Annotated in this window: 24 protein-coding genes; 11 read left to right on the forward strand and 13 right to left on the reverse strand. The window is 46.2% G+C overall.

The genetic code is table 11. The annotated features are described in order from the left end of the window. The first annotated feature begins 87 nt into the window (after nucleotides 1–87). The 10 genes from LG211_RS15175 to LG211_RS15220 all read left to right on the forward strand — a co-directional run bounded on the left by LG211_RS15175 (nucleotide 88) and on the right by LG211_RS15220 (nucleotide 9,846). On the forward strand, nucleotides 88–2,625 hold the full coding sequence (locus tag LG211_RS15175) for an FAD-dependent oxidoreductase (protein WP_148397122.1): 2,538 nt from the start codon (nucleotides 88–90) through the stop codon (nucleotides 2,623–2,625). Nucleotides 2,626–2,775: 150 nt separating this feature from the next. Further along, a complete protein-coding gene (locus LG211_RS15180) occupies nucleotides 2,776–3,696 on the forward strand; it encodes a transglutaminase domain-containing protein (protein WP_148397123.1) in 921 nt (306 codons plus the stop codon). A gap of 16 nt (nucleotides 3,697–3,712) precedes the next feature. Continuing rightward, on the forward strand, nucleotides 3,713–4,759 hold the full coding sequence (locus tag LG211_RS15185) for a type II secretion system F family protein (RefSeq protein ID WP_148397124.1): 1,047 nt from the start codon (nucleotides 3,713–3,715) through the stop codon (nucleotides 4,757–4,759). A gap of 10 nt (nucleotides 4,760–4,769) precedes the next feature. Then, on the forward strand, nucleotides 4,770–5,072 hold the full coding sequence (locus tag LG211_RS15190; protein ID WP_253020741.1) for a hypothetical protein: 303 nt from the start codon (nucleotides 4,770–4,772) through the stop codon (nucleotides 5,070–5,072). Nucleotides 5,073–5,080: 8 nt separating this feature from the next. Beyond that, nucleotides 5,081–5,572, forward strand: a complete 492-nt coding sequence (locus LG211_RS15195; protein WP_148397126.1) for a DUF4860 domain-containing protein — start codon at nucleotides 5,081–5,083, stop codon at nucleotides 5,570–5,572. Next, the gene (locus tag LG211_RS15200; protein ID WP_148397127.1) at nucleotides 5,559–5,975 is read left to right on the forward strand and encodes a hypothetical protein; all 417 of its coding nucleotides are present in this window, start codon (nucleotides 5,559–5,561) and stop codon (nucleotides 5,973–5,975) included. Before LG211_RS15195 ends, LG211_RS15200 begins: the two co-directional genes overlap by 14 nt. Continuing rightward, entirely contained in the window at nucleotides 5,972–6,385 is a 414-nt protein-coding gene (locus tag LG211_RS15205) for a hypothetical protein (protein WP_148397128.1), read from the forward strand. Before LG211_RS15200 ends, LG211_RS15205 begins: the two co-directional genes overlap by 4 nt. A 4-nt stretch (nucleotides 6,386–6,389) precedes the next feature. Continuing rightward, nucleotides 6,390–7,445: a type IV pilus twitching motility protein PilT gene (locus LG211_RS15210; protein ID WP_148397129.1), complete on the forward strand. Its 1,056-nt coding sequence runs from the start codon at nucleotides 6,390–6,392 to the stop codon at nucleotides 7,443–7,445. A gap of 14 nt (nucleotides 7,446–7,459) precedes the next feature. Next, the gene (locus LG211_RS15215; protein ID WP_148397130.1) at nucleotides 7,460–8,650 is read left to right on the forward strand and encodes a BTAD domain-containing putative transcriptional regulator; all 1,191 of its coding nucleotides are present in this window, start codon (nucleotides 7,460–7,462) and stop codon (nucleotides 8,648–8,650) included. Between the two features lie 92 nt (nucleotides 8,651–8,742). After that, nucleotides 8,743–9,846 carry a S8 family peptidase gene (locus LG211_RS15220; protein ID WP_253020739.1) on the forward strand — a complete coding sequence of 368 codons (1,104 nt, stop codon included), beginning with the start codon at nucleotides 8,743–8,745 and terminating at the stop codon, nucleotides 9,844–9,846. Nucleotides 9,847–10,172: 326 nt separating this feature from the next. On the opposite strand, the gene LG211_RS15225 is transcribed toward LG211_RS15220, so the two are convergent. From LG211_RS15225 to LG211_RS15255, 7 genes are read right to left on the reverse strand one after another with little or no spacing between them, the layout of a single operon-like run. Further along, entirely contained in the window at nucleotides 10,173–11,612 is a 1,440-nt protein-coding gene (locus LG211_RS15225) for a M23 family metallopeptidase (protein ID WP_269477913.1), read from the reverse strand. Next, nucleotides 11,585–12,856, reverse strand: coding sequence for a DnaD domain protein (locus LG211_RS15230; RefSeq protein ID WP_148397133.1), 1,272 nt, complete (start codon nucleotides 12,854–12,856; stop codon nucleotides 11,585–11,587). Before LG211_RS15230 ends, LG211_RS15225 begins: the two co-directional genes overlap by 28 nt. Then, a complete protein-coding gene (locus tag LG211_RS15235; RefSeq protein WP_148397134.1) occupies nucleotides 12,846–13,046 on the reverse strand; it encodes a DUF1858 domain-containing protein in 201 nt (66 codons plus the stop codon). The genes LG211_RS15230 and LG211_RS15235 overlap by 11 nt, the downstream gene beginning before the upstream one ends. 2 nt (nucleotides 13,047–13,048) lie before the next feature. Beyond that, nucleotides 13,049–14,374 carry a replicative DNA helicase gene (gene dnaB / locus LG211_RS15240; protein WP_148397135.1) on the reverse strand — a complete coding sequence of 442 codons (1,326 nt, stop codon included), beginning with the start codon at nucleotides 14,372–14,374 and terminating at the stop codon, nucleotides 13,049–13,051. A gap of 18 nt (nucleotides 14,375–14,392) precedes the next feature. Beyond that, nucleotides 14,393–14,836, reverse strand: coding sequence for a 50S ribosomal protein L9 (gene rplI / locus LG211_RS15245; RefSeq protein WP_148397136.1), 444 nt, complete (start codon nucleotides 14,834–14,836; stop codon nucleotides 14,393–14,395). Between the two features lie 27 nt (nucleotides 14,837–14,863). Further along, on the reverse strand, nucleotides 14,864–16,618 hold the full coding sequence (locus LG211_RS15250) for a DHH family phosphoesterase (protein WP_148397137.1): 1,755 nt from the start codon (nucleotides 16,616–16,618) through the stop codon (nucleotides 14,864–14,866). A 28-nt stretch (nucleotides 16,619–16,646) separates the two neighbouring features. Continuing rightward, nucleotides 16,647–17,381 (reverse strand): DUF2232 domain-containing protein, encoded by a 735-nt coding sequence (locus tag LG211_RS15255; RefSeq protein ID WP_269477914.1) that lies wholly within the window; start codon nucleotides 17,379–17,381, stop codon nucleotides 16,647–16,649. A gap of 145 nt (nucleotides 17,382–17,526) precedes the next feature. On the opposite strand from LG211_RS15255, the gene LG211_RS15260 reads away from it, so the two are divergent. Next, nucleotides 17,527–18,195 (forward strand): M15 family metallopeptidase, encoded by a 669-nt coding sequence (locus tag LG211_RS15260; protein ID WP_269477958.1) that lies wholly within the window; start codon nucleotides 17,527–17,529, stop codon nucleotides 18,193–18,195. A gap of 285 nt (nucleotides 18,196–18,480) precedes the next feature. Here the strand turns inward: LG211_RS15260 and LG211_RS15265 are convergent, their stop codons facing one another. The 6 genes from LG211_RS15265 to LG211_RS15290 all read right to left on the reverse strand — a co-directional run bounded on the left by LG211_RS15265 (nucleotide 18,481) and on the right by LG211_RS15290 (nucleotide 24,388). Next, on the reverse strand, nucleotides 18,481–19,398 hold the full coding sequence (locus LG211_RS15265) for an amidohydrolase family protein (RefSeq protein ID WP_253020735.1): 918 nt from the start codon (nucleotides 19,396–19,398) through the stop codon (nucleotides 18,481–18,483). Further along, nucleotides 19,398–20,516: a DmpA family aminopeptidase gene (locus LG211_RS15270; protein ID WP_269477915.1), complete on the reverse strand. Its 1,119-nt coding sequence runs from the start codon at nucleotides 20,514–20,516 to the stop codon at nucleotides 19,398–19,400. Before LG211_RS15270 ends, LG211_RS15265 begins: the two co-directional genes overlap by 1 nt. 17 nt (nucleotides 20,517–20,533) lie before the next feature. Continuing rightward, nucleotides 20,534–21,949, reverse strand: coding sequence for an MFS transporter (locus LG211_RS15275; RefSeq protein WP_148397142.1), 1,416 nt, complete (start codon nucleotides 21,947–21,949; stop codon nucleotides 20,534–20,536). Between the two features lie 247 nt (nucleotides 21,950–22,196). Next, complete coding sequence (locus tag LG211_RS15280) at nucleotides 22,197–23,627, reverse strand: sigma-54 interaction domain-containing protein (RefSeq protein ID WP_269477916.1); 1,431 nt, start codon at nucleotides 23,625–23,627, stop codon at nucleotides 22,197–22,199. A gap of 80 nt (nucleotides 23,628–23,707) precedes the next feature. Continuing rightward, on the reverse strand, nucleotides 23,708–23,938 hold the full coding sequence (gene rpsR, locus LG211_RS15285; protein ID WP_148397144.1) for a 30S ribosomal protein S18: 231 nt from the start codon (nucleotides 23,936–23,938) through the stop codon (nucleotides 23,708–23,710). A gap of 18 nt (nucleotides 23,939–23,956) precedes the next feature. After that, nucleotides 23,957–24,388, reverse strand: a complete 432-nt coding sequence (locus LG211_RS15290) for a single-stranded DNA-binding protein (protein WP_148397145.1) — start codon at nucleotides 24,386–24,388, stop codon at nucleotides 23,957–23,959. Between the last annotated feature and the right edge of the window lie 3 nt (nucleotides 24,389–24,391).

Consider the following 24,391-nt stretch of genomic DNA (forward strand, 5'->3'; position numbering starts at 1 on the left):
TCTTAAAACTTAGTGTTTTCTTTTTTTACCAAAGGGTATAGGATAGTTACATGGGAAAATTGAAACTAGTATTCGGGGAGGTTATTTATGAAAACATTAAAATTGAAAGAAGGACTTTACTGGACAGGAATTTTAGATCCGCAGCTGCGGGTATTTGATATCATCATGAATACGGAGTATGGGACGACCTACAATTCTTACCTGCTCCAAGGCTCAGAAAAAACGGCACTTTTCGAAACGGCCAAAGCCAAATGTATGGACGAATATCTGGATAAGCTTACATCCCTGATCGATATCAAAGATATCGACTACATCATCGTCGATCATACAGAGCCGGATCACGCCGGTTCCGCGGAAAAGCTGATCGAAATCAACCCGGCCATTAAGCTGGTGGGTACTGCTACCGCTATCAGCTTCATGAAAGAAATCTGCAATACAGAATTTGCTTCTGTCATTGTCAAAGAAGGCGATACGCTCTCCCTGGGAGACAAGACCCTCAAGTTTATCGCTGCGCCCAATCTTCACTGGCCGGATGCCATGTATACATATGTGGAAGAGGACAAAGTTCTGCTGACTTGCGACTCTTTCGGCGCTCACTACAGCTTTGATCAAATTCTAAGCTCCAAAATTACCGATCAGGACGGCTATATGAGCGCGCTCCGCTACTATTTTGATAACATTATGGGGCCTTTCAAGCCTTATGTACTTAAGGCTATCGACAAAATCCGTGACCTTGAAATCGATATGGTATGTCCGGGGCACGGCCCTGTGCTGGACGAAGATCCTTGGAAAATTATTAACATTTACAAGGGATGGTCCACCGAAGTTAACCCCAATACAAAGAAAACGGTTGTAATTCCTTACGTAGCTGCTTACGGTTATACACAGGTGCTGGCAGCAAAGATCACAGAAGGAATCAAAGCTTCCGGCGATGTGGAGGTAAAACTCTACGACATGGTTACTTCCGATCAGGCTCAGGTTCTGGGAGAGCTTTACTGGGCGGATGGAATCCTCTTTGGAACACCGACCATCCTGGGAGAAGCTTTGAAGCCGATCTGGGATCTGACCACATCCATCTTCCCGGTTACCCACGGCGGCAAGATCGCTTCCGCCTTCGGCTCTTACGGCTGGAGCGGCGAAGCTGTACCTCATATGATCGAACGCCTCAAGCAGCTGCGCATGAAAGTCTACGGAAAGGGCCTGCGGGTACGGTTTAAGCCGTCTGATGCCCAGCTGGCGGAAGCTTATGAATTCGGATATAATTTTGGACGCTCCGTTATCGAAGGCGCGATCGTCGAGCCGGAACCGGCTCCAGCAGGCAACAGAAGATGGAAGTGCCTGGTCTGCGGTGAGATTATCGAAGGTCCCAAACCTCCCGAAAGCTGTCCCATCTGCGGCGTAGGTCCGGAGCAGTTTGTGGAAGTTCCTTCTGAAGAAGTTTCCTTCAGCTCCACCGAGCAAGCTAAGATTGTCGTTGTTGGAAGCGGAGTCGCAGCACTGTCCGCTTGTGAAGAGATCAGAAAGAGAAATCAGGTATGCGACCTTGAGATCATCTCCAATGAAAGCGTGTTCTGCTACAACCGGCCCATGCTGACAAAGGGCATTCTGTCCGAGTTTGATGCTCTGAACTTCTTCACCAAACAGCTAGACTGGTACGAAGAGAATAAAATCAAGCTAACTTTAGATACCACTGTGGAAGCAATTGATACTACAGCTAAAAAGCTTCAGCTCTCCGGAGGAGAGCAGCGTCAGTACGACAAGCTGATCCTGGCAACAGGAGCAGAATGCAATATCCCCCCTATTAAGGGATCCGAATGCAGCAATGTTTACTCCATTCGCAAACTGGCCGATGCCAACGCCATCCGCGAGCGTATCGATCAGGTAACGGATATCGCTGTAATTGGCGGCGGTGTACTGGGTCTTGAGGCTGCCTGGGAATTCCGCAGAGCCGGCAAGAACGTTACCATTCTGGAAGTGTCCGATGGGTTGATGAAAAACCAGCTGGATGAGCAGGCATCTCTCCTTCTGAAGGAAGCAGCGGAGAAATCTGGTCTTACGGTTATTACGGGAGCGAAGATCGACCAAATTACAGAGTCCGGCGTCGATCTGGCAGACGGAAGTGAAATTTCCGGCCAGCTGGTCATTATCTCGGCCGGGATCAAACCCAATGCCGCCGTTGCTACCAGCGCCGGTATTGAAGGCGACCGCTGGATCAAGGTCAATGAAAAAATGGAAACCAGCGCCAAGGACGTATACGCCTGCGGCGATGTGGCCGCAATGAACGGCGTCAGTGTGGGCATCTGGAGCCAGGGACTGGAAATGGGCAAAGTGGCCGGCGCCAACGCGGCGGGAGACAGCCTTTCCTATAAGCCGGTAACTCCATCCAACTCCTACAGCGGGATGGGAATTAACCTCTTTGCCATTGGTGATAACGGCAAGAAGGAAGGTCTCAATTATAAAGCAATCCAGCTGGCCGACCCAGCCAAGGGCATCTACAAGAAACTGTACTTCGTGAACAATCGTTTCACAGGCGGTATTCTGATAGGAGATGTGAGTCAATCGGCAAAGCTTCTGACAGGTTATGAAAAGAAACAGACCCTGGAAGATATGATGGGAATTCTATAAACAACAAATCATTTTCCATGTGGAGGCTTGCGGGATGAAAAATACCCGCAAGTCTCTTTTTCATCCTTATACGGAGAAATTGCCAAAGCCTCCGGGTTTTGATATAATTGGATGGCAATCAAATACATATCAAAAGGCGGTAGATAGATCATGAAAAGAAAGCAAGCTTATCGAATATGCTCGATTGTTTTGGTTCTGCTTTTCACAGCAGCCTTCTTCGGCTGCAGCAGCAGCGGCGAAAAAGACAGTGCCTCCTCTTCAGACTCCCCCAAGGAGCGAGGACCGGTTCTCATCTCCAAAGCAGAAGAGAAAAAGACGATAAACAACGATGCGGCTATTATCGATATTACCAATGTTTCTCAGGGCTACATCTGTATTAAATACTTGGGGAACAACAAAAAGGTCAAACTGCAGCTGACCAAGGGAGAGGAAACGTATACCTACAACCTGCTTAAACGGGGAAATTTTGAAATATTTCCCTTCTCTGACGGCAGCGGCAGCTATAAGGTCGCAATCTTTGAAAATATTAGCGGCGATCAATATTCCCAGGTCTGCTCTGAAGAAGTGAAGGTGAAATTAAAGAATGAAAATCTTCCTTTTCTTTACCCCAACGAGTATGTGAATTACACTGCTGATGATCCCATCGTGGGCCTGAGCGACCAGGTGACGGCAAAGAGCAGCGATGATCTGGAAAAGGTGGAGGACGTCTTTAATTATGTAACCACAAACATTGATTATGACTACGATCTGGCGGTTAATGTGGCCACCGACTATCTGCCCAATATCGATCAAGTCCTGAAAAAAAAGAAGGGCATCTGTTTTGACTATGCGTCTGTCATGAGCGCCATGCTGCGGATTCAAGGAATCCCTACCAAACTGGTGATTGGTTATGCAGGCGATGTATATCATGCTTGGATCAGCGTTTATACAGAGGACGAAGGCTGGGTGGACGGTGTTATTCAATTCGATGGGAAAGACTGGACGATGATGGATCCTACCACTGCAGCGGCAAGCGGCGAAATGGATGATATTACAAATGACAGCCGTTACAATGCTCTCTATTTCTATTAATTAAAGGAGGTCCCCGATGAGGAAAAAGACGCGACAGAAAAAAGCAGAAGAGCTCGCGCTGCTGTTAAATGAACTTGGCATGTTTTTCAACGGGGGTATTCCTCTATATGACGCCTTCCTTATTATGGAGGAAAATTCTTCCAATGACGACGATCGGAGCCTTTATCATATGATTGGCGAAGAGATCGAGCAGGGAATGGATTTATCTGACGCGCTGGAGCACACAGGTCGTTTTCCAGATTACATGATTCAAATGATTCGGATTGGTGAAAACTCTGGAAAGCTGGAAGAAGTCTTTTCCTCTTTGGCGCTTTACTATCAGCGGCAGGACCATTTGACGAGCAGCCTTCGCAGTGCAGTGGTATACCCGCTGGCGATGGTCCTAGTGATGCTTCTTATTTTGGCAGTGCTGATGATTAAAGTTCTGCCGGTGTTCTCGCAAGTTTTTACTCAGGTGGGCGCACAGCTTCCCGCTCCCCTTGAAGCGGCAGCAGGTTCGGGAAGCGCTGCGGCTGTTGCAGCGGTCTGCGTTTTAGGCGTTATCGTCCTTTGCTTGATTCTCTACGGGCTGATTCGCAGAAAGGAAGAAGGCCGGCGATTTCTCGCTCATCTCTATGAGGGGTTTCCCCTTACAAGAAAAATTGCAGAGAAATCCGCAGCCAATCGATTTGCTTATTCCATGGCTTTGCTGCTTGCCAGCGGCATCAATGTGGACGAGGCTGTGGATTTGGTTCGAGAACTAAATCGCTCTCCCAGGGCCGGGCAAAAGCTTACAAAGCTGAAAGGCCTAATGGACGAGGGAGAAACGTTTCCTCATGCGCTGACGTCCAGCGGCATCCTATCCTCAGAATATTCCTCAATGATTGCCGTAGGACTGAAAACGGGCAGCGGCGAGGAGATGATGGACTTGGTAGCGCAGCGTCTGAGCAGTGATACGGATCGATATATCGACCGTACTCTCTCTGGTATTGAACCAGCCATTGTGATTATCATGTGTCTGATGATCGGCTCGGTCCTTTTGTCAGTCATGCTTCCTTTAATGAAAATCATGACAGCCATGTAGGGAGGCGCTTATGAGAAGCATTTATCGTACGATCTTTCTAGTTGTGTCCATTGCCGTTATGATCAGCGGAACGATCTTTATCTCCGAGTATCTGGAAAAAAGAGTAAGCCAAGACAGGCAGCAGCTGCTGGAAGATACCATCCGTAATTATGCGGTTCAGTGTTATGCTCTGGAAGGACAATATCCAAAAGATTTGGGTTATCTGGAGTCGCATTATACCTTAAACCTGGATCGGGATAAGTATGTCTATCATTACAAATTTATCGGCACCAATATGGTTCCCGAAATCTCTGTTTTTGAAAAGGATCGCTAGGTGGAAGCATGGAAAAAAGACGCCATATAATTGATGTCCTATTTATCGTTATTCTCATAGGAGCTTTTGCCCTCTTTTCCGTGGCTCTGGTTGTTTTAGGCGCCAATGTTTATAAAAAAACAGTGTCATCCAACCAGCAAGCCTATCAAATACGGACTGCCTCCTTATATTTTGATCAGAAGATCCATCAGTCGGACAGCCGCGGATCCCTTTCGCTGAACACTCTGAAAAGCGGCCAGTCGGCTCTGGTCTTGGGCGAGGACGATTATGAAACCTGGATTTTTCTTTCGAACGGTCAGCTTCGGGAGACAACCGTAAAAAAAGGGACCGCTGTGACCGAAGACTTCGGACAGCCGGTTCTTTCTTTACGAACTCTTGAATTTACACTTGTCAAGGATCATCTTTTGAGAATCACAGCTGTCTCCCAGGATGGAGTTTACTCCCGGACGGACATTCTTGTGCGGGCTTCGCAGCCGGAGGTAAACGATGAAAAAAAATAGTTCCGGCCGGAGCCTGTTCCTGTTGGAAATAGGAGTTTTAATGCTATTCTTTATTATATCCGCAGTAGTTTGTGTCACCCTCTTTGTTTATTCTCATGAAAAAAATAACGATGCCAATGATCTCAACAGTGCGGCCGTGAAGGCCGTTACCATAGCCGATACCATAAAGGCCTGCAAAAACGATTTGGATGAAGCAAAGTCCCTTTTAGGTGCTGACGCAGGTTTTCGCATTTATTACGACGAGGATTGGCAGACGGGCGGGAAAAAAAATTATCAGGCGATTATTTCTTGCAAACGAAACGATCTTCTCCTGACCGCAGATATCACCTTTATTCGTCTGGAAGACGGAAAAACCATTTACTTTCTGCAAACGAAAGAATTCTTAGGGGAGGCCGAGAAATGAGAGAAAAAAAACTGCGATCGTTTGTCGGTATGGGTGCCGTGGCATTGGCCGTAATTCTAATCATTCTTACAATCACTTGTTTTGCGGTCCTAACTTATGTCTCTGCCGACAGTGAGTATAAGCTGAGCGAAAAAAGCAGGAATGCAGTAAGCCAATACTATGAAGCAGACGCAAAAGCCAATGAAAGGCTGGCAGAAATTTCCGCCTTAATAAAAAATAAAAAATCGCAAGACTTTATCGAAAAAAAAGGTTATAATGTAACTACTGCCCAAGGAAAGGATATTGTTACCTTTCAGGTATCTATTGAAAAGGGAAAAGTGTTACAGGTAGAAGCAGCGTTCAGCACATATGACCGGGTAACAATCCTAAAATGGGAGACAGAGAATTTATTGCAGGAGGATAACCAGTAGCGATATGGACATCACGGATGTATTGAAAGACGCATCGAATAAAAATGCTTCGGATATTTTTATCATTGCCGGAAGACCGCTGGGTTTTAAGATCAACAGCCGCATCGTGGATTATTCTGATCAGGTATTAATGCCAAAGGAGACTCAGGAGCTGATCTTTGCCATTTATGGATTAGCTGGCAGCAGGCAGACAGAAAAACTGCTTCGCAGCGGCGATGATGATTTTTCATTCGCAATTGCCGGCGTTGCCAGATTTCGCGCCAGTATTTACAAGCAGAGAGGTTCATTGGCCGCTGTCATTCGGGTTATTTCTTTTGATCTGCCCCAGCCGGATCATATGCATATTCCCCTGCAGGTCATGGATGCGGCGGAATACACCAAAGGGCTTGTCCTAATCACCGGCCCGTCCGGCAGCGGAAAATCCGTCACCTTGGCTTGTTTGATTGATCGTATCAATTCCACAAGAAACTCGCATATCATTACTTTGGAGGAACCGATTGAATTTCTGCATCCTCACAAGAAAAGTATTGTCAGCCAGAGAGAAATTTCTCTCGATACGGAGAGCTATCTCACTGCCCTGCGAGCATCGCTGCGCCAGACGCCGGATGTCATTCTTCTGGGAGAACTGCGGGACCCGGAAACCATCAACGTGGCTATGACCGCTGCGGAAACCGGCCATCTGGTCATATCAACGCTTCACACATTGGGTGCCGCCAATACCATTGATCGAATTGTCGATAATTTTCCATCGCAAAAACAGCCGCAAATCCGATTGCAGCTGTCGATGGTGCTGCAGGCCGTCATTTCACAGCAGCTATTAGTCGCGGAGGATTCCTCCCTGATTCCGGCCTTTGAACTAATGAAAGCCACTCCTGCTGTGCGCACAATGATTCGCGATGCCAAGACTCATCAAATTGAATCTGCGATTCATTCAGGGGCAAAGGATGGCATGATTAGTATGGACTCCAGCCTGCTTGAGCTGTATAAGGCGGGTCGGATCGATAAACACACGGCAACGGCGCACAGCTTTTCGCCAGAAGCCTTTTTAAGAAAATTGTAGGGAGGACAAAACCTATGGCAAAAGTGGAAATTTATATGCTTGGTCGTTTTATGATCGTCGTTGATGGCATTGATATTGTTCCCAAGCTGGGAAACTCCAAAAAGAAACTAGCGCTTTTACAATATTTACTTTTAAATAAAGATACCAACATCAGCAATTTCAGCCTTTTTGAAAGCATCTGGCCAGGAGAGGAAAACGCCAACCCGGAAAGCTCTCTGAAAACTTTAATCAGCCGCTTACGGCAGAATTTAAAGGAGGAGGGCCTGGATAAGGCGATTATCACCAAGCAGGGGGCTTATCGCTGGAATGACGCTTTAAATGCGGACATTGATATTTTCAGATTTGATGAACTCTGCCAGGAGGCGCTGGACGTGACCGAATTAACCGAAGAAACGGAGCCGATTTTTGAGGAAATCCTGCGTTTATATCAGGGTGATTTACTGTCCGGCTATGATACTGAAACGTGGATCGTTCCCAAGAGCATGTATTTCCATAACATATACTTAAAGGTTCTCTATCTACAGATCGATCTCTTGGAAAAACAGCAGCGATACAACGATATTATGCATTTATCCAGAAAAGGGCTGGAGGTGGATATGTTTGACTCCAAACTGAATCTTCACCTTATGACCTCACTGCTCGAGCTGGGAATGAAAAATGAAGCCATGTCCCATTATAACTATACGGTTAATCTTCACTATACACAGCTGGGGGTAACGCCTTCCACGGAGATCCTTTCTTTTTACAAGGACCTGGTCAAAGTGGAGCATGATTCCAATGCCAGCCTGGATATTATTTGCCGGGATTTGCAGTCGGAGGAAGAGGATAATGCGGCCTTTGTCTGCGACTATTCGATCTTTAAGGATATTTACAAGTTGAACATGCGCAATCTGGAGCGATTGAACATCACCATTTTCCTGGGGCTCATCACCATTCTTCCGGCGGATAAAAAAGAGCACACGGATTTGCTCCTATTGGATAAGATCATGGAGATGTTTCTTGATACACTCAAACATAATCTGCGGAAGGGCGATACCATTTCCCGATATGGCCCATCCCAATTCGCGATCCTGCTCCCGGCCATCAACCATAAAACCGGAACCATCGCTATGGAGCGTGTGAAAAAAGCATTTTATAGCCAGCATTCAATCCCGGATTTTGTGATCAGCTATAAGATTAAACCAATTGTTTCAAAGCCAAGATAGGAATCGAAGGCTGTAGATCCTCCAACGCCCGGTACGTTTATCTGTATGTATTCATATACATATAGAAATGACCAGGTTTTGGAGGTTTTTTAATGGAACAACAGCAAGGGCGAAACCGCCCGTTTATTTTATATCCGCGGCAGAATATTGAAGATATTCGTTCATGTGTTCTTGAAAATTTCGGCCGCATCAAATATGAACTTCCCTTTCTCAATGCGTTGTGCGTTGAAATTCCGGAAGAAAAGGTTCAAGCAATCAAAACAAATCGCCGTGTAGCCATGATGTCGGAGGATGTGGCGGTATCTAAGCTTCCGATTCAAAGCGCTCCTGTCGGAAGTCGCTCTTTTGAATGCCGCAGCAGAGGCTATCGGCGCCGGGGAGAAGGCGTCGCCGTCGCTGTCATTGATACTGGCGTGGCACCTCATTACGATTTAATTAAGCCGTTTAACCGAATTCTTTATTTTAAAGACTTTGTAAATGGCAGAAAAACGCCCTATGACGATGACGGGCATGGTACGCATGTAGCTGGAATTGTTCTGGGGAATGGGTATTCCTCAGGCAAGTTCCAGGGAACCGCTCCTGGCGCCGCTCTGGTTTCGCTGAAGGCCCTTGACCAGGAGGGAAATGGAAATGCTTCCGATATTCTTGCCGCCATGCAATGGATTTATGATAACCATCAGCGCTATAACATACGGGTTGTCAATCTTTCTCTGGGAATCGCCTCTTCTCCTTATACACAGATCGATCCCCTCGTTCTGGGCGCTAACGCACTGGTTTTTAAAGGACTTTGTGTTGTTGCTGCCGCGGGCAACAGCGGACCTGACCGGCAAAGCATCACATCTCCCGGAACCAGCCCCTTTGTTTTGACCGTCGGTTCATGTGATTGTGATAATCATATTCCCGACTTTTCCAGTCGGGGGCCAACTCCTTCGGGCCAGCCTAAGCCGGATGTAGTTGCTCCCGGCGTTGATATCATTTCTTTGTCCTCACAAAACCCGAAAGGGTACATTGCTCAGACCGGAACGTCCATGTCCTCGCCGTTTGTAGCCGGTCTTGCTGCTGAATATTGCGCCAGGCACCCTCAGGCCCACCCTCTGGAGGTGAGAAGCGCCCTGCTGGATTTGGCCCGGCCGGTAAGCAGCGCCAGCCGCAATGAACAGGGCTGGGGGAGGTTATATAGGGGTGTTTTGCGGTAATTGGCAGACCAGCCGGTTCGCCAGTCCGGGCGGATTTTGATGTGCCAAGATTTTTGGTGATACCTGTGGTTTGATGTCCATTTTTTGCAAAAACAAAGAAGAGAAAATCGGCTGTCGATTATCTCTTCTTTATTCATTTCATCTTTCTTTCAATCCACAGGTCTCCCTGACATATAAATTATATCACGTTCTAGCAATAAGCATCAGCATTCATTTTCGTAGAAATTGTTCTATAATTTAACAAATCAGGGACTGCGTATAACTGAATATATCAAGCATTTTAAAAGCCAGTCCAATTTCCTGGACTGGCTTTCTTCTTTTTTCAACTATGGCAAATATTTCATCGGATCGACCGGATCTCCATTGACACGAATTTCAAAGTGACAATGAGGGCCAGTGCTCCTTCCGGTGCTCCCGGACTCCGCGATGTGATATCCCTGGTAGACCTTATCGCCTTCCTTGACCAGAAGTTTGGAGTTATGTCCATAATAGGTCTCCATTCCGTTCTGGTGGTCGATGATGACCAGGTATCCAAAGCTGCCTTTATATCCGGCCCAAGTAACGGTTCCGCCGTCAGCGGCAACGACATCACTTCCCATTGCACAAGCCAGATCGACACCATTATGGTTTCTTCCCCAGCGCGCACCGAACGGTGAAGATATGCGATAATTGGTAACTGGATATATGTATTTTCCTGATCCGATCGTAGGCGGCCTCTCCTTAGTGCCCACAAGAATGACCTCTGTCGTCGGTTCTTTTTCAACTTTTTCCACAATTGGAACCTTTGTTGATTCCTTGCCGTTGCTCTTTTCGACCCTGGCTGTTATGACTTTTGTACCCTTTTTGCCTTTGGTCTTGACTTCTTTTTCGCCTTCGTAGATCTTGTCGGACTTCTTTTCTACGGTTTCAAAATCGATAGGTTCTTCATATGTAACCAGCTCGGATGCCTTGAGTGTAACGACCGGTGCTTCCTCCTGCAGTTTAACCTCGCTGCCCACCTCCAGCTTTTTGGGGTTAATTTCCGGATTCATTTCTATGATCTGTTCTTCCGTCATATTGTTGCTTTTAGCCAGGTCCGCCAGAGTTTCTCCAGCAGTGACAATATGTGTTTTTTCAACAACAGATCCGGTTTTCAGCGCATGTTTAGCATCCTCTTCCTGCTGCAGGTTGTCCAAATCCGTGTTGACCTCTTTGATTTCTACATCTTCAACAAATTTTGCGTCCTCAACGACTACATTCTCGCCTTGATCGGTATACTCATCTTTAATTGCACTGAGCACATTCTTTGCAGATTCTTCACTGTCAACGACTGCTGCATGTTTTCCGTTAACAGTAATACTGTAAGCTTTTACATTGACATCGCCCACATAGGTAAGTCTTTTAAGCACTTCTTCCGAGGTATCGATATGGGTGTCTTTACCAAAGGCTGACACACGTTTAAAGTCGATATCCTTCTTTTTATCAATGACAACCTCGATATCCCGTTCTTCGGTAAGGGCGCTCTGTACCAGATCGGTGATCTTAAGAACGTCCTCCTTATCTTTAACAATTCCCAAAACCTTTCCATTATAGGAGTATGCATATGCCATATAGTGGTTGAATATGCCCAGCATTCCTACCGTTGCGACGATAAATGCAGTAAATACTGCTAAAATCAGAATTCTGTGATGTTCTGCAAATTTTCTAAATTGGGTAAATTTTCCCGGCTTTTTATTATTCAATTTTTCTGTTAATGTGTTTATTCGGTTGCTAAATTTTTCTGCCATAGTTCCGCCTCTCTCGTCCGGAGGTTAAAGCACTCGCAGCGCTCACCCTCGTCGTTAGTCCCGGTATCCTTACATATTTTACACTTATAGTGCACATCCAGATAATCGAGTTCAAAGTCGTTGTCCGTCAAAAGAACTGCTCTTTCTCTGCTCAAACTGTCTACCGTATCCTGCAGTCTCTTGACCTCAGTTTGTTTGTCTATCCTGTTCGAAATGATGACTTTAGACATTTGCATGCTGCAAGAATTCATTTCTTCTTCTACTTCCCGCAGACGCGGGATTTTGTTATAAACTTCTCTTTTGCGTGCCTCAGCTTCATCTTCTTCCTTATTTCGCAAGTAGTTGTAATATTTGAGAACTGTGGAAACAGACATTGCTTTGGGCTTGCCGTCAACTGTGCCATTCTTCTCTTCAAACCAGTTCACCAGTACTTTGTTGACATAATTGATGTTTGGGTTGGATATGCCGCTGGTCTTTCCGCAGGCCTCCAACACCTTGTCGATGGTGTAATTCATTTCTTCAAACCAGCGGTTCATGATCTTTTTTTCTTCTTCTGTCGGATTTCGATCAAACCCCAGCGCCTTAAGAACGCGTTTGTATAGGTAGTGCCTCTGGTCCCGCTCTTTCAAGTATTCCTCCACCGCCAGTACATCGTTTAGACCCTCTGCCACCCAGCGTTTGACAACAGCCGCTACATAGCGGATGTTCTTCTTCTCTCTGGAAACGCAGTAGGAGTATGCGTAAACGATAACTTCCGGTGAAGCGTTAAAATCGTTGATCCAGGAAAGGATTTCCATCATCTCGGCGCCGCTGATCACTCTGCCCACAATTCGCTCGATGGAACGATACATGCTCTGAATATTTTTATCTGCCATGACCGCTTTTGCGCTGTCATCCACTTGCTTCTTTTTCTTTTTGGGCGTCTTGCCGTATAGCAGCTCTTTTAGGTTAATAAATTCTACCTGATAATTAAATTTGTCTTCTGCATGTTTTCGGCATTTGCGAATAACACCCATGCTTTCCCAATAAGTCCATGCTTTGAGCACATCCTCTTCCTGCAGGCCCAGCTGTTTGGCTATGGTTTCATTTTCCATATCCTCCCCCAGGGTTCCATACATAAGGGCAAAAAGATAAACCTTCACATAGTCTCCGGGAGCTGAAGCCATGTATTCGTTGATAAAAATATTCTCGACATCCGTGTCCAATAAATAGTAGTCTTTTATTTGTTCTCGCCTAAAGTTCATTAGCCTTGTTCAGATCCTCCAATAGTTTGCTCAGATCGACGCTGTGGCCTTCTGCCGCATCCTGGAGGGTCTCGCCGCTGCTGCCCGGGCAGCCCACACAGTTCAGTCCGTGAGAGATAAAGACGTCCTCCAGCTGGGGATTTAAGTCTAATATCTCGCAAATCATCATATCCTTGGTGATTTCCTTCATGGTTACCTCCCAATGCTGCTCTTGTCAGCAAATCTTGTGTATTTACCCAGCCATGTCACATCCACTGTGCCGGTCGGGCCGCTTCTGTGCTTGGCAACAATAACTTCGCATTCTCCAGGCTTATCGGTATCCTCATTGTAATATTCATCCCGATAAAGGAAAATTACAATATCCGCGTCCTGCTCGATAGAACCGGATTCCCGCAGGTCAGCCAGCATAGGCCTGTGGTTGGGCCGCTGCTCCGGGGCACGTGACAGCTGAGAAAGAACAATGACCGGGCAGTCCAGCTCTCTGGCCAGGAGCTTGAGATTTCTGGAGAGGGCCGAAATTTCCTGCGTTCTGCTGTCCGTTTTTTTACCTTCCAGATTCATTAGCTGGAGATAGTCAATGACGATCAAGTCCAATCCGCTCTCTGCTTTCAAGCGGCGGCATTTGTTCTTCATCTCCATGATGCTGATGCCGGGCGTATCGTCGATATTTATATTTGCTCTGGAAAGAACGTCCAGCGCCATATTGATCTGGTCCCAATCTTTTCTTTCCAGGTTTCCTGTTTTTAAATTCTGCATATCAATACGGGATTCCATAGAGAGCAGTCTCTGTCCAAGCTGCTCTTTGGACATCTCCATACTAAAGATCATCACGCTGGCGTCGCCCTTGATCGCTGCTTGCTGCGCCACACTTAGGGCAAAAGCAGTTTTTCCCATGGCCGGCCTTGCGGCCAGTATGATCAGGTCGGATCTCTGCAGACCGGAAGTCATCTGATCCAGATCGCGAAATCCAGTGGTCAGTCCGGTCAAATTTCCGTCCAGCTGGGAAATTCTGTCGATAATATTGATGTTTTCCAGCAGTACGTCCTTAATATGGGCAAAATCGCTCTTCTGCCCTTTTTGGGCTATTTCAAAGATTCCCTGTTCCGCAAAATCGAGAATCGCATTGGTATCCATATTTTCTTCGTAGCTCTTTTGAACAATATCATCGGCCGTGGATATGAGCCTGCGAAGGGATGCCTTTTGTGAAATGATCTTTGCGTATTCGGCCGCGTTGGATGTGGATGGGACATCTGCCGAAAGTGTTGCTATGTACGCCCTGCCGCCTACCATTTCCAGCGAATTGCGTTTTTTCAATTCTTCGGAAACGGTCAGCGCGTCCACCGGCGCGCTTCGTTTATATAAATCCGTAATTGCTTTAAAAATCTCTTTATGGGTTTCGCTGTAAAAGTCATCCGGCGTCAAAAGCTCTACCACATCGAACAGAGCATCCTTATCCAGCAGTGCCGAACCTAGTACCGAGCGTTCAGCCTCTCCATTATGAGGAGGAATTCTTTCCATGTTTCGTTCCTCTTCTCTTTAGACTGTAACAGTCACTTTCAGCTGAGCGGATACTTCCGGATACAGCTTAATCGGAACAGTAAATGTTCCAGTCTGTTTAATAGGGCTTTCCAGTTCGATTTTTTTCTTGTCGACTTTGATCTTATGCTGGTCCGCCAGCGCCTGGGCGATGTCTTTGGATGTAATGGAGCCGAAAAGTCTGCCGCCTTCGCCGCCTTTTGTCTTGATGGTTACGGAAAGAGCGCTGATTTTTTTAGCTGTTTCTTCGGCAGACGCTTTTTGCTCTGCCTTTTTTTCTGCCGCGATTTCTTTTTGTTTTTTTAAGCTCTTTATATTGCCCTCTGTCGCTTCTTTGGCGATTCCCTTGGGAATCAGCATATTCCTGGCGTAGCCGTCGCTTACTTTTACAACGTCTCCGGCTTTGCCTGTACCTTTTAAATCTTTTTGCAATATTACTATCATTTTATTGTAACCTCCTAATGTGATGAGTTAAAGAAAATCTTTCAGAATTTCTTTTAATTTTTCCAAAGTTTCTTCCGGCGTCATCGTTACCTGAGCACCGGCCGTGTTGAGATGTCCGCCGCCTCCCAGCTGTTCCATGATCAGCTGCACGTTTACATCTCCCAGAGATCGGGCGCTTACCACGGTCTGGCCATGCTCGTTTTGTCCGGCGACAAAGGTCGCCTGGATTCCCTGTACCGTGAGAAGCTCATCGGCTACCTGGGAGTTGACGATTTGGGCGTTGGGGTTCCTTCCTTGACAAACGGACATCGCGATGCCGTCTTCCAAGAACTGAGCATTGGCAATGCACTTTGCCCGAATTTGAAAGCTTTCCAAATCCGCCTGAAAATATTTTTTAACGGTAACCGTATCAGCTCCGCATCTGCGCAGCCATGAGGCCGCCTCAAAGGTACGTACGCCGGTCTTTACAGCAAATCGATTGGTGTCTACGGTGATTCCCGCCAGCAGCGCCTCCGCCTCCATTTTTTTCAGAGACTTTTTATCCCCGGAATACTGGATGATCTCGGTTACCAGCTCGGAAGTGGAGGAAGCATACGGTTCCATGTAGGAAAGAATCATGTTGAGAATCGCTTCCTCGGCCTTACGATGATGGTCTATAACAACAATTTTTTCCAAATCCAGGAGCTCCGGGCATTCCACCAAACTAGGTCTGTGGGTGTCCAAAACTACGATCAGAACGTTCTCGTCGCTAAGGGAAATTGCTTTTTCTGAGTTAATAAAATTATATTCTTCCGTTTCCTTAGCTGCCTGGTAAATAGCGGTGAGAGCTTCATTGTACCCGTTTATCACGATATAGGCTTCTTTTTTTATGTTGGCTGCTATTCGAAAGATGCCCAAAGCAGCGCCGAAGCAGTCCATGTCAGGGTTACGATGACCCATAATAATTACTTTGGATGATTGCTCCATCAGCTGTTTGAGCGCATGGGCGATCACTCGGGATTTCCCTTTGTTACGCTTTTCCACAGTCTGCATCTTTCCGCCGTAATATTCGATGCGCCTTACGTTTTTGACCACCGCCTGGTCGCCTCCGCGGCCAAGAGCGATCTCCAGTGCATCATTGGCATACTGTTCCGTCTCCATTGGATTCTTGCCGGCTACACCGATGCCGATGCTCAAGGTTACGGGAAAGTCCGATTCGGTCTCCAGCTCGCGAATCTCGTCCAAAATCGGAAATTTTGTCTCAACCAGCTTTTCATAATATTTGTACTCGAAGACCATGAAATACAGATGTTCCTTGTATCTGGTAATAGATGCGCTCATCTTCGTTCCCCAGCTCCGAACCACCTTGTCGATCTCCGAAGCCAGCATCATTTGTTTTTCTTCTCCTGTGCTGGAAGTAAGTTCATCGAAGTTATCCACATTGACGATAGCCATACAGCTCCGTTCCTCGTTGTGAAGGGTTTTGAGCATCTCATAGGTGGTGACATCGAAAAAATACATAGCAATACTGGCCAGCTCACCGTCTCCGATAAAAGAAGTCAATATCTTGAAAATTTTATCGTTGCGGGAAATGGTCAGCGATCTGCCCTCCCTGGTTGCTGCTATAATCTCAGCATGCTTGATCCCTGTAAGAGCATATATATCCGCCCCCCGGATGCCGTCATAAATGAACACCTCGTCGATCTTGGAGCTGGCTCTGGATACTTTTCCCTGGGGATTGAGTACGCAAAGAGGCACCGGTGAATATGCGGCAAGTAATTTTTCTATTCGACTTACATACATGTAGTATAATCTCCTATTCCGGTATCATCTAGCTGAGTTTTTCTTTCAATCGGAACATTACGTCCGCGAATCCCAGGAGAAGCAGTGCGATCTTGCCCAGCCCGGTAAAAAGAAAGAAAAGAATGATGATAACAGCGATTGCCTTGGGCGCCCCTTTTTTATGACAGAACATAAAAATTACGGACATGCCCTGAAGGCAGAACACAAAGTTAAACAATGCGTTTATATTGGCATATAGCAGGTCTCCTATTTTTATCCCGGTTTTTGCCAGAACCCAGGATAAAAGGAATATTATCACCCAGCCGATAATAACATTTCTTGGGAGGTCAAATTCGCGAAATCTGGGCATTTTGAGCGCTAACGCGCCGCCCGGTTTTACGATCCTGCTAAGTATCGTATATTCGATATAAGCTGCGATTGCTGTAAAGATACAAATGGTGGACGGCACTAGATCAGCAGCCTGTCCATACACCTGGGTAAAAAACTGTACCCGCTCTGTCTCAGTCGTCTCTTTCCCAAGCAGGTCCCCGAACATCGGGTCCTTTGCCAAGGTTTGGGCCATGTAACGGACGCTTTCCTGGAGCGTATCTAAGATCCCGTTTCCTGTGGCAGAAGCAATAATCATAATAAGAATGGATCCGATAACTCCTGCAAAGATCCCTTCCAGTACCACCCGGTAAGGCGAAAGCCTTTTTCCCATGGCTTGAATCATGATGGGAACAGGCAGAACCAATGCCGCTATGAAAACAAATGTCAAATACATGAAAGGTTCCTTCCTTGCGGCAGTACCGCAATTCGATGGTTGAAGTTTATTATAACACAATTAAACGATCTTGTCTGCCACTAGATGTAGTGCCTGTTTTTTGATAAAATACTGTATATGAAAGGAGGGCAGCGTTTTGAATAAAATGACAATTTGCCTGGTCAGCTGCCTTTTACTGACGTCCACATCTGTTTTTCCTCAGATCACCCCGTCATCCGGCGCCGTTTATCAAGAAGGCTTTTCTTATTGCGAAATTACACCTTTTATTGCTTCCCGAATTGAAGGAAAATCCTACCGGGAAAACCCGGATATTTCGCTGGCTGATCTGCGTTATGTAAGGATCAAATACATTGATTTTGAAGGTAATGAAAAGGACGGCGAGCTGATTGTCAATCGCAGGATCGCCCGCGATACAGTGGAAATCTTTTATCAGCTTTATCGTCACAAGTATCCCCTGCAGGAGGTGTCTTTGATCGATGATTACGGGGCCAGTGACGACCGCTCCATGGAAGCCAACAATACCGCGGCCTTTAATTACCGCAAGATTACCGGCAGCACCAGTCTGTCCCGCCACGCCTACGGTATGGCCATCGATATCAATCCCCTCATCAATCCATATGTGAAGGGATCGACCGTGCTTCCCGCCGGCGGCAACGTTTACGCCCAGCGCAGCGCTGAAAAGTGCACTGGAAAATATGCTTCTTTTATGATCCAGCGAGGAGATTTTATCTATAAGCTTTTTATGGAGCATGGTTTTACCTGGGGCGGTGACTGGAGAAGTGTGAAAGATTATCAGCATTTTGAGAAGGAGTAGGGGCTGGATCTGTTTTGCGCCAGGCTCCAGCGCGTCCTGCAGCCTGGACAGCAAAGCGGCCGGCGTTGGCGGATAGACAAGGGGAACTCAGGGTCAGCGGCGGTGGCGGCAGGTCTTCCACAAGACAAAAGTTAAATCTTATGCCGGGAATCTATTCGAAATAGGAAAAAACAGGCTGCTTGTCCATAGAAAAACAGCCTGTTTTTTATTTTTCAGGGTTTGGAAGATTGTCTTTGCTTCCTTAGGGTTCACATAGAACTCTGCCAGGATTATGCGACCCACAGGCTAAGTTCTATTTTTTAGCAGCTCCTCCGCATTTTTATAAAAGACACGCGCTTCTAGTTCTTTGTCTCCACCGCAGGCTTCCTCCACAATTCGAATCGGGGCCGCTTCTTGTCCCCAGGGCCAATCGGTGCCAAAGAGGACCCGCCGCTCTCCGAATCTTTTCAGGAACTCCTTCACTACAGAAGATGGCTGGAATGACGTATCTACGTAAAGATTTTTCATATCTGCACCTTCCCATAACTGGTCATAATCAAACGTTCCGCCGCAATGAGCGCCCACGAAATTAATGTTGGGAAACCGGGACACTAATTCTAAAAAGTCCGGATTGGATCCATTTTCAGGCGCATTGCGGTAGCTTTCTTCCGGATGAAAGTAGCAGAAGCTATAAGTATGACAGATAACCGGCTTACCCGTTTCCTCCCAAGCCTTCAGCGCTTCTGCCACCTCAGAGGACAGCAGCTTTTTCCTCTGCAGGATAGGGTGTATTTTCAGGCCCGCCGCACCTTTTTCTGCATCCTGCACAATTTTTTTACTAGCAGCCTTTCCCAAGTCAAAGTCAATACATGTGAAAGGCGTTATTCTCGGATCCAGCTTGGATGCCGCCAATACTTCTTCAAAACCGACATGAGGCAGCACCGGCAAAATCCATATGCCGGTAATTTTGTTTTCATCCATTGACGTTTGCAAGTTCTGCAAAGTGGCTGTATGGTTCCTCGCCTGCTCTTCGTTGAGCGCACTTTCACTAAATACCAAAGGGTCTAAATTCTCAAATTCCTCCGGCATCAGCATATTGTTTGCTTCCAGCTGTTCCAAGTAATTATGATGGTCCCGCTTCCTTACATTTTGCTTAAAAGTAATGTTCTTTCCATAGAGGATATCGCCTAAATGGCCGTGCGAATCGATTATTTTTCTGCCCATTATCTTCTCCTTTCACTGAGGATTTCCGCAACCTGTTCTTTTGGTAATGCAAAGATTTTATTATGTTGGATTCCTTCCATTGTTTCCGCTGCGCAAAGAGCATTCAAAATAGCCTCTTCCACCGCATCAGCAACCGCTTTATAGATGGGATCCATTCTATGATCGCCGAGAATTTGCGCTACAGCTTTGGTATGGGTGAAAGCATTTTCGTTGGCTGTGGAAAAGGCCACAAAGATGTCCCCTGACCCATTTTCATAGCCGGAACCCAGCTTGCCGATTCCAATGGGAACCCGCTTGCACATCTTTGATAGCTGAATGGGATTGACGGGAGCGTCCGTGGCAAGTACGACGATGATTGATCCCGTGCCCGGTTTGGCCATTGCCATGTTGTAAACCGGGTCAGCGCCGGTAAGTTTTTCGCCCATGGGAATTCCATTTATTGTGAACCATTTTCGCGCGCCGTGATTGGCCTGCACTAGAACACCCACCGTATATCCGCCGTCTTCCCGGCTTAACTTTCTGGATGAAGTGCCGGTACCGCCTTTAAATTCATGACAGACCATCCCGGTGCCTCCTCCCACGTTACCTTCTTCGATAAAGCCTCCGTGGGCGTTTTCCAATGCTTCCATGACGTGATGCTCTTTTACATGAAATCCATTGGTATCATTGAGTATGCCGTCATAGGTCTCTCCCACTACCGGATAAAAATATCCGCTGCCTTCTATTTCATTACCCTGGAAAACCAGCGGATGATAAAATTTATTTTCCAGCATCCACTTTGTCACCGAATCCCGGACAATGCCCACGCTATTCGTATTGGTGATCATAATCGGGCCGTGTATAAATCCAGAATCATCCATCCAATGGGTTCCGGTCAGCTCCCCATTTCCATTCAAATCATGCCGCCCTGCATATACGACACTTCTCTGTCTGCCTCTGGGTAAAATCGCCGTTACCCCAGTTCGGGCAAAATTAGATCCCATGCCACTGTAATCCTCAGGTTCTCCTTTTATAATTGTGCTATAACCCACCATGACACCATCCACGTCGGTTATGGCATTGTATGTACCGGTTTCTCCGTCCAAGCTGATTCCCAGTTCCCTTGCTCTTTTTTTCATAATAATCTCCTTTTTTATTAACGTCTGATTAGTTTTTCAAACCCCGCTTCACTATGGGGTTTACCTGTTTTCTTTTGCTCTAAGGCACGCTTAAGTGCTTGGTGGCGCGCTTTGGTCACCGGATAAACGATGGCCAGCAGTCCGGCACAGACGCCCAGAATTCCTGGAAGAAGGGTATTGGCGGAAATGATTGTTTCTGCCGCTTTTGCCTCCTGTCCGGCAACATCGTATCCTCCAAATTGTAAAAACACGCCCAGCAGCTGCATAGAAACGGCAGTTCCACATTTTTGAATCAAATCCATCAACCCGGCCATAGCACCGATCCGCTCTTCTCCATTAACATATTCGTCTAGTTCGCTCAAATCATACATGAGTGAAAAGTAAACAGTAAAAAAGGTTGTATTGCCAAAGGTAAAGAAAAATGCCATGGCGATGGCCCATTCAAAAGATTTTACTCCGATGATGCCGAACAGACAGAGGACAGTTCCGCTGAAAAGCATCGCGCAGCAATAGACATGTTTTTTATCAAACTTTTTCCCCAGTCCATTGATGACCGGCGCCCAAAGCACGGAAAATAGTCCGATGCACGTGAAATAGAGGGACTGCTGTCCTGCTGTAACCTGAAAATTAGTTGTCAGCATATAGACTGCGCCGCCGCTGGCAGCCGCCGCAGCCATCGCCCAGAAAAAAACGGTGATTCCCAAAAATCTGACCGGCCTCAGCTTTAAGACCTCCAGATAAGATAAAAAGAAATTCTTTCTTTTCTCTTTCTCTCCTTGTGCCGGGCTGGGATTGGCGGCCTCTTTTCCTTTTGTACATAGGAGGCAGATTGACATTCCTAATATGATCAGAATTCCAAAGACAGTACCAACGGTCCTCCACCCCTGAACTGGACTGCTATCCAAAGTTTCCTCTACAAAAGCTACGATCATCGGGGGCAGAGCTAAGGCCAGAATCATGGTAGCGTAGCCGACCGCGCTTCCCCAGGCCCTAACACTGGTCCTTTCTTCAAAGTCATCCGTTAATTCTCCGCCCAAAGCGAAAAATGGGATTACATAGGTCGTATAGCAGGTATAATAGGCCATCGCAATCACCATAAAATAAAGTACCTTTATATTTGAGGGCAAAGGTAAATCGCTGAAGATTAAATACATACAAATCCCATACGGGAAAACGGCTTTTGCCATAAACGATCTGCGCCTGCCCATTCTGCTCTTACTATTATCAGACAAATAACCGATAAACGGATCCAGTACACCATTCCAAAGTACTGCGATTGAAGAGACCATTCCTGCCTTGACCGGCGCCACGCCGGCAATATCGGTAAGAAAAAACAGAAAGTAAAAGTTAAAGATATTAAGGGGTATGGCGTCGCCAAAAGCTCCTATGGCATATCCCAGCTTAGTTCCGACAGATAATTTTTTTTCTGTCATAAAATTACTCCTTTCCTATTCCATCAGTTCAATAGGCTTTGGTTTGTACAAACACTATCTATTTATACAGCAAGGATTATGCCATCTAAAAACTATAAATATTGCCGAAAACCCACCTTTTTTTATGAAAATTCAAACTTTTTAGCCATTAAAACAAAGGAGCGTCTAATTCTTTTGACACTCCTTCCTCCTTTATTTTCGGCATTCTTCATAAAAACGTCTAACTTTTTAGACACTGTAAAGGTTTTTAGACACTTTTGCTGCTATGGGCCAGCTTGTTATATAAGGTTGCCCGGGAAATTTTTAATAATTCCGCTGCTTTCTGCTTGTTTCCTCCGCATAAGTCCAGGGCCTTTTCAATCACCTCTTGTTCAGCCAGTTCTCTGGCTTTTTCCAAAGGGTTTTTTTCTGTAAAAATGGTGCTTTTCATTTCCCCATATAAGCTTTCTGAAACGAAATCGCCCAAATCGCCGGCTTCGATCTGTTTACCCACACAGAGGTTCATTGCCCGTTCAATCAGGTTTTTTAATTCCCTGACATTTCCCGGCCAATTATAGCAATAGAAATATTTCATCACTTGGGGAGAAACACATTCCACCTTTTTGTCCAGCAAAGTGTTCATTTCCTGGATGCTTTGTTCTACAAACAGAGGGATGTCTTCTTTTCGCTCTCGCAGCGGAGGAATGGTCACTCGCATAATATTCAAACGGTAATAGAGATCCTCTCTAAATTTTCCTTCCTTCACAAGCAGAGCTAAGTTTTTATTGGATGCAGCAATAATCCGCACATCCATTTTTTTTGTTCTTCCTCCGATCCGGCAAAATTCTTTTTCCTGAAGCACACGCAGCAGCTTAGGCTGGATGTGGTAAGGCAGCTGATCCACTTCATCCAAAAAGAGCGCCCCTTTCTCGGCCAGCTCCAGTTTGCCAGGTCTTCCGCCCGGTTGTGCACCGGTGAAGGCCCCTCCTTCGTAGCCGAACAGCTCTGATTCAAAAAGGCTTTCCGGTATGGCCGCGCAGTTGATTTCAATGAACGGATAATTCATCCGCTTGCTCAGATTATGGATAGAATGTGCGACAAGCTCTTTTCCGCAACCTGTTTCAGCTTCGATCAGGACCGTCGAATCGGTTTCGGACATCCTGACTAATTTACTTTTTAGTTCTCGAATCGGTACGCTGTCTCCGATTATATCAGCAAGGGAATATTTCTTGTGCGCTTTTTTTCTTTTTTTGCCGGAAATAATTCGTTTGATTCGATCGGAAAAGTCCAAAAGTCCATCAGCTGATAGAGCCTCCAGTTTATTAAAAAACAGGTCGACTTCTTGAGCGGTACTGAATAAATCAAAGTCCACAACGCCAATCATTTTTTTGCCCTCATACAGCGCTTTCATTCTGGCAATATTGATACCGCTCATTCCCAGGTAAACAGCCAGCTCCTCGTTTTTTTCCGATTCCAGAAAATCTATTAATTTGCTGGCGGGGTATATTTCCCTTATGTTTTTTCCAAGGATCTCTTTAGAGAAATTTTCGCCTTCTGTTTGGGTTATTTTTTCCTTCAATTCCTTTGCCATATATCGTATGGTTCCATCTTTGTCCACAACCACCAACCCACTAATATGATCCAGAATTCTTTTGCATTCTTCAAGCGTAAGCTGAAAATCGCTGCTCTTCCTATTCATCTCCAGGTCCTCCTGTTTCCAACTAAAGAAAAAAACGGAACCAGCTGTCTTATTCTGCTGATTCCGCTCTCTTGTTCTTCTTAGTCTGCTGTATAAGGCAGCAGTGCAACGATTCTTGCTCTCTTGATCGCTCTTGTTACTTCTCTCTGGTGTACTGCGCAAGTTCCGGTGATTCTCTTAGGAAGAATCTTACCTCTTTCCGTTACATATTTTTTCAGTTTTTCAACGTCTTTGTAATCTATGGTTTCTGTCTTGTCCGCACAGAACTGGCATACTTTTTTTCTTCTCATGCCGCCGCGTCTTCTATCCATGACATTATCTCCTTTCTCTTAGAATGGGATGTCCTCATCCTCGATGGCCTGGAATCCCTCTGGAATCCCCATGTCATCCTTCTGCGGAGATGAGGCCTGCTGTTGTGCCGGCCGATCGCTTCTTTCGTTCCGATCTCCCCAGTCTAAAAATTCTACGTTATTAGCAACTACTTCCGTGGTATACACAGTCGCCCCATCTTTGTTGGTATATTTTCCTGTCTGTATGCGTCCCTGTATTCCTACAAGTCTGCCTTTTCTCAGGAAACGTTCGCAGTTTTCCGCCTGTTTTCCAAATACAACCACATTGGGAAAATCGGCCTGCTTTTCGCCTCCGGCTCTTACCGGACGGTCGATGGCTACGCTGAATCTGGCAACCGCCATCTGCGTTTCGGAAGTATATCTTACTTCAGGGTCTCTTGTTAATCTGCCGATCAGTACTACATTATTCATACC

The organism is Hominibacterium faecale, assembly GCF_020734085.1.
In the GTDB taxonomy this organism is placed as follows: Bacteria; Bacillota; Clostridia; order Peptostreptococcales; family Anaerovoracaceae; genus Hominibacterium; species Hominibacterium faecale.

Excerpts from the sequence above, each read along its gene's own strand:
- LG211_RS15180 (WP_148397123.1), top strand. The coding sequence starts at position 2,776 with ATGAAAAGAAAGCAAGCTTATCGAATATGCTCGATTGTTTTGGTTCTG.
- LG211_RS15205 (WP_148397128.1), top strand. The coding sequence starts at position 5,972 with ATGAGAGAAAAAAAACTGCGATCGTTTGTCGGTATGGGTGCCGTGGCA.
- LG211_RS15255 (WP_269477914.1), bottom strand. The coding sequence starts at position 17,381 with ATGTATTTGACATTTGTTTTCATAGCGGCATTGGTTCTGCCTGTTCCC.
- LG211_RS15175 (WP_148397122.1), top strand. The coding sequence starts at position 88 with ATGAAAACATTAAAATTGAAAGAAGGACTTTACTGGACAGGAATTTTA.
- LG211_RS15195 (WP_148397126.1), top strand. The coding sequence starts at position 5,081 with ATGGAAAAAAGACGCCATATAATTGATGTCCTATTTATCGTTATTCTC.
- LG211_RS15235 (WP_148397134.1), bottom strand. The coding sequence starts at position 13,046 with ATGAAGGAAATCACCAAGGATATGATGATTTGCGAGATATTAGACTTA.
- dnaB (WP_148397135.1), bottom strand. The coding sequence starts at position 14,374 with ATGGAAAGAATTCCTCCTCATAATGGAGAGGCTGAACGCTCGGTACTA.
- LG211_RS15290 (WP_148397145.1), bottom strand. The coding sequence starts at position 24,388 with ATGAATAATGTAGTACTGATCGGCAGATTAACAAGAGACCCTGAAGTA.
- LG211_RS15200 (WP_148397127.1), top strand. The coding sequence starts at position 5,559 with ATGAAAAAAAATAGTTCCGGCCGGAGCCTGTTCCTGTTGGAAATAGGA.
- LG211_RS15280 (WP_269477916.1), bottom strand. The coding sequence starts at position 23,627 with ATGAATAGGAAGAGCAGCGATTTTCAGCTTACGCTTGAAGAATGCAAA.
- LG211_RS15265 (WP_253020735.1), bottom strand. The coding sequence starts at position 19,398 with ATGGGCAGAAAAATAATCGATTCGCACGGCCATTTAGGCGATATCCTC.
- rplI (WP_148397136.1), bottom strand. The coding sequence starts at position 14,836 with ATGATAGTAATATTGCAAAAAGATTTAAAAGGTACAGGCAAAGCCGGA.
- LG211_RS15270 (WP_269477915.1), bottom strand. The coding sequence starts at position 20,516 with ATGAAAAAAAGAGCAAGGGAACTGGGAATCAGCTTGGACGGAGAAACC.
- LG211_RS15220 (WP_253020739.1), top strand. The coding sequence starts at position 8,743 with ATGGAACAACAGCAAGGGCGAAACCGCCCGTTTATTTTATATCCGCGG.
- LG211_RS15210 (WP_148397129.1), top strand. The coding sequence starts at position 6,390 with ATGGACATCACGGATGTATTGAAAGACGCATCGAATAAAAATGCTTCG.
- LG211_RS15190 (WP_253020741.1), top strand. The coding sequence starts at position 4,770 with ATGAGAAGCATTTATCGTACGATCTTTCTAGTTGTGTCCATTGCCGTT.
- LG211_RS15215 (WP_148397130.1), top strand. The coding sequence starts at position 7,460 with ATGGCAAAAGTGGAAATTTATATGCTTGGTCGTTTTATGATCGTCGTT.
- LG211_RS15185 (WP_148397124.1), top strand. The coding sequence starts at position 3,713 with ATGAGGAAAAAGACGCGACAGAAAAAAGCAGAAGAGCTCGCGCTGCTG.
- LG211_RS15250 (WP_148397137.1), bottom strand. The coding sequence starts at position 16,618 with ATGTATGTAAGTCGAATAGAAAAATTACTTGCCGCATATTCACCGGTG.
- LG211_RS15260 (WP_269477958.1), top strand. The coding sequence starts at position 17,527 with ATGACAATTTGCCTGGTCAGCTGCCTTTTACTGACGTCCACATCTGTT.
- LG211_RS15225 (WP_269477913.1), bottom strand. The coding sequence starts at position 11,612 with ATGGCAGAAAAATTTAGCAACCGAATAAACACATTAACAGAAAAATTG.
- LG211_RS15275 (WP_148397142.1), bottom strand. The coding sequence starts at position 21,949 with ATGACAGAAAAAAAATTATCTGTCGGAACTAAGCTGGGATATGCCATA.
- LG211_RS15230 (WP_148397133.1), bottom strand. The coding sequence starts at position 12,856 with ATGAACTTTAGGCGAGAACAAATAAAAGACTACTATTTATTGGACACG.
- rpsR (WP_148397144.1), bottom strand. The coding sequence starts at position 23,938 with ATGGATAGAAGACGCGGCGGCATGAGAAGAAAAAAAGTATGCCAGTTC.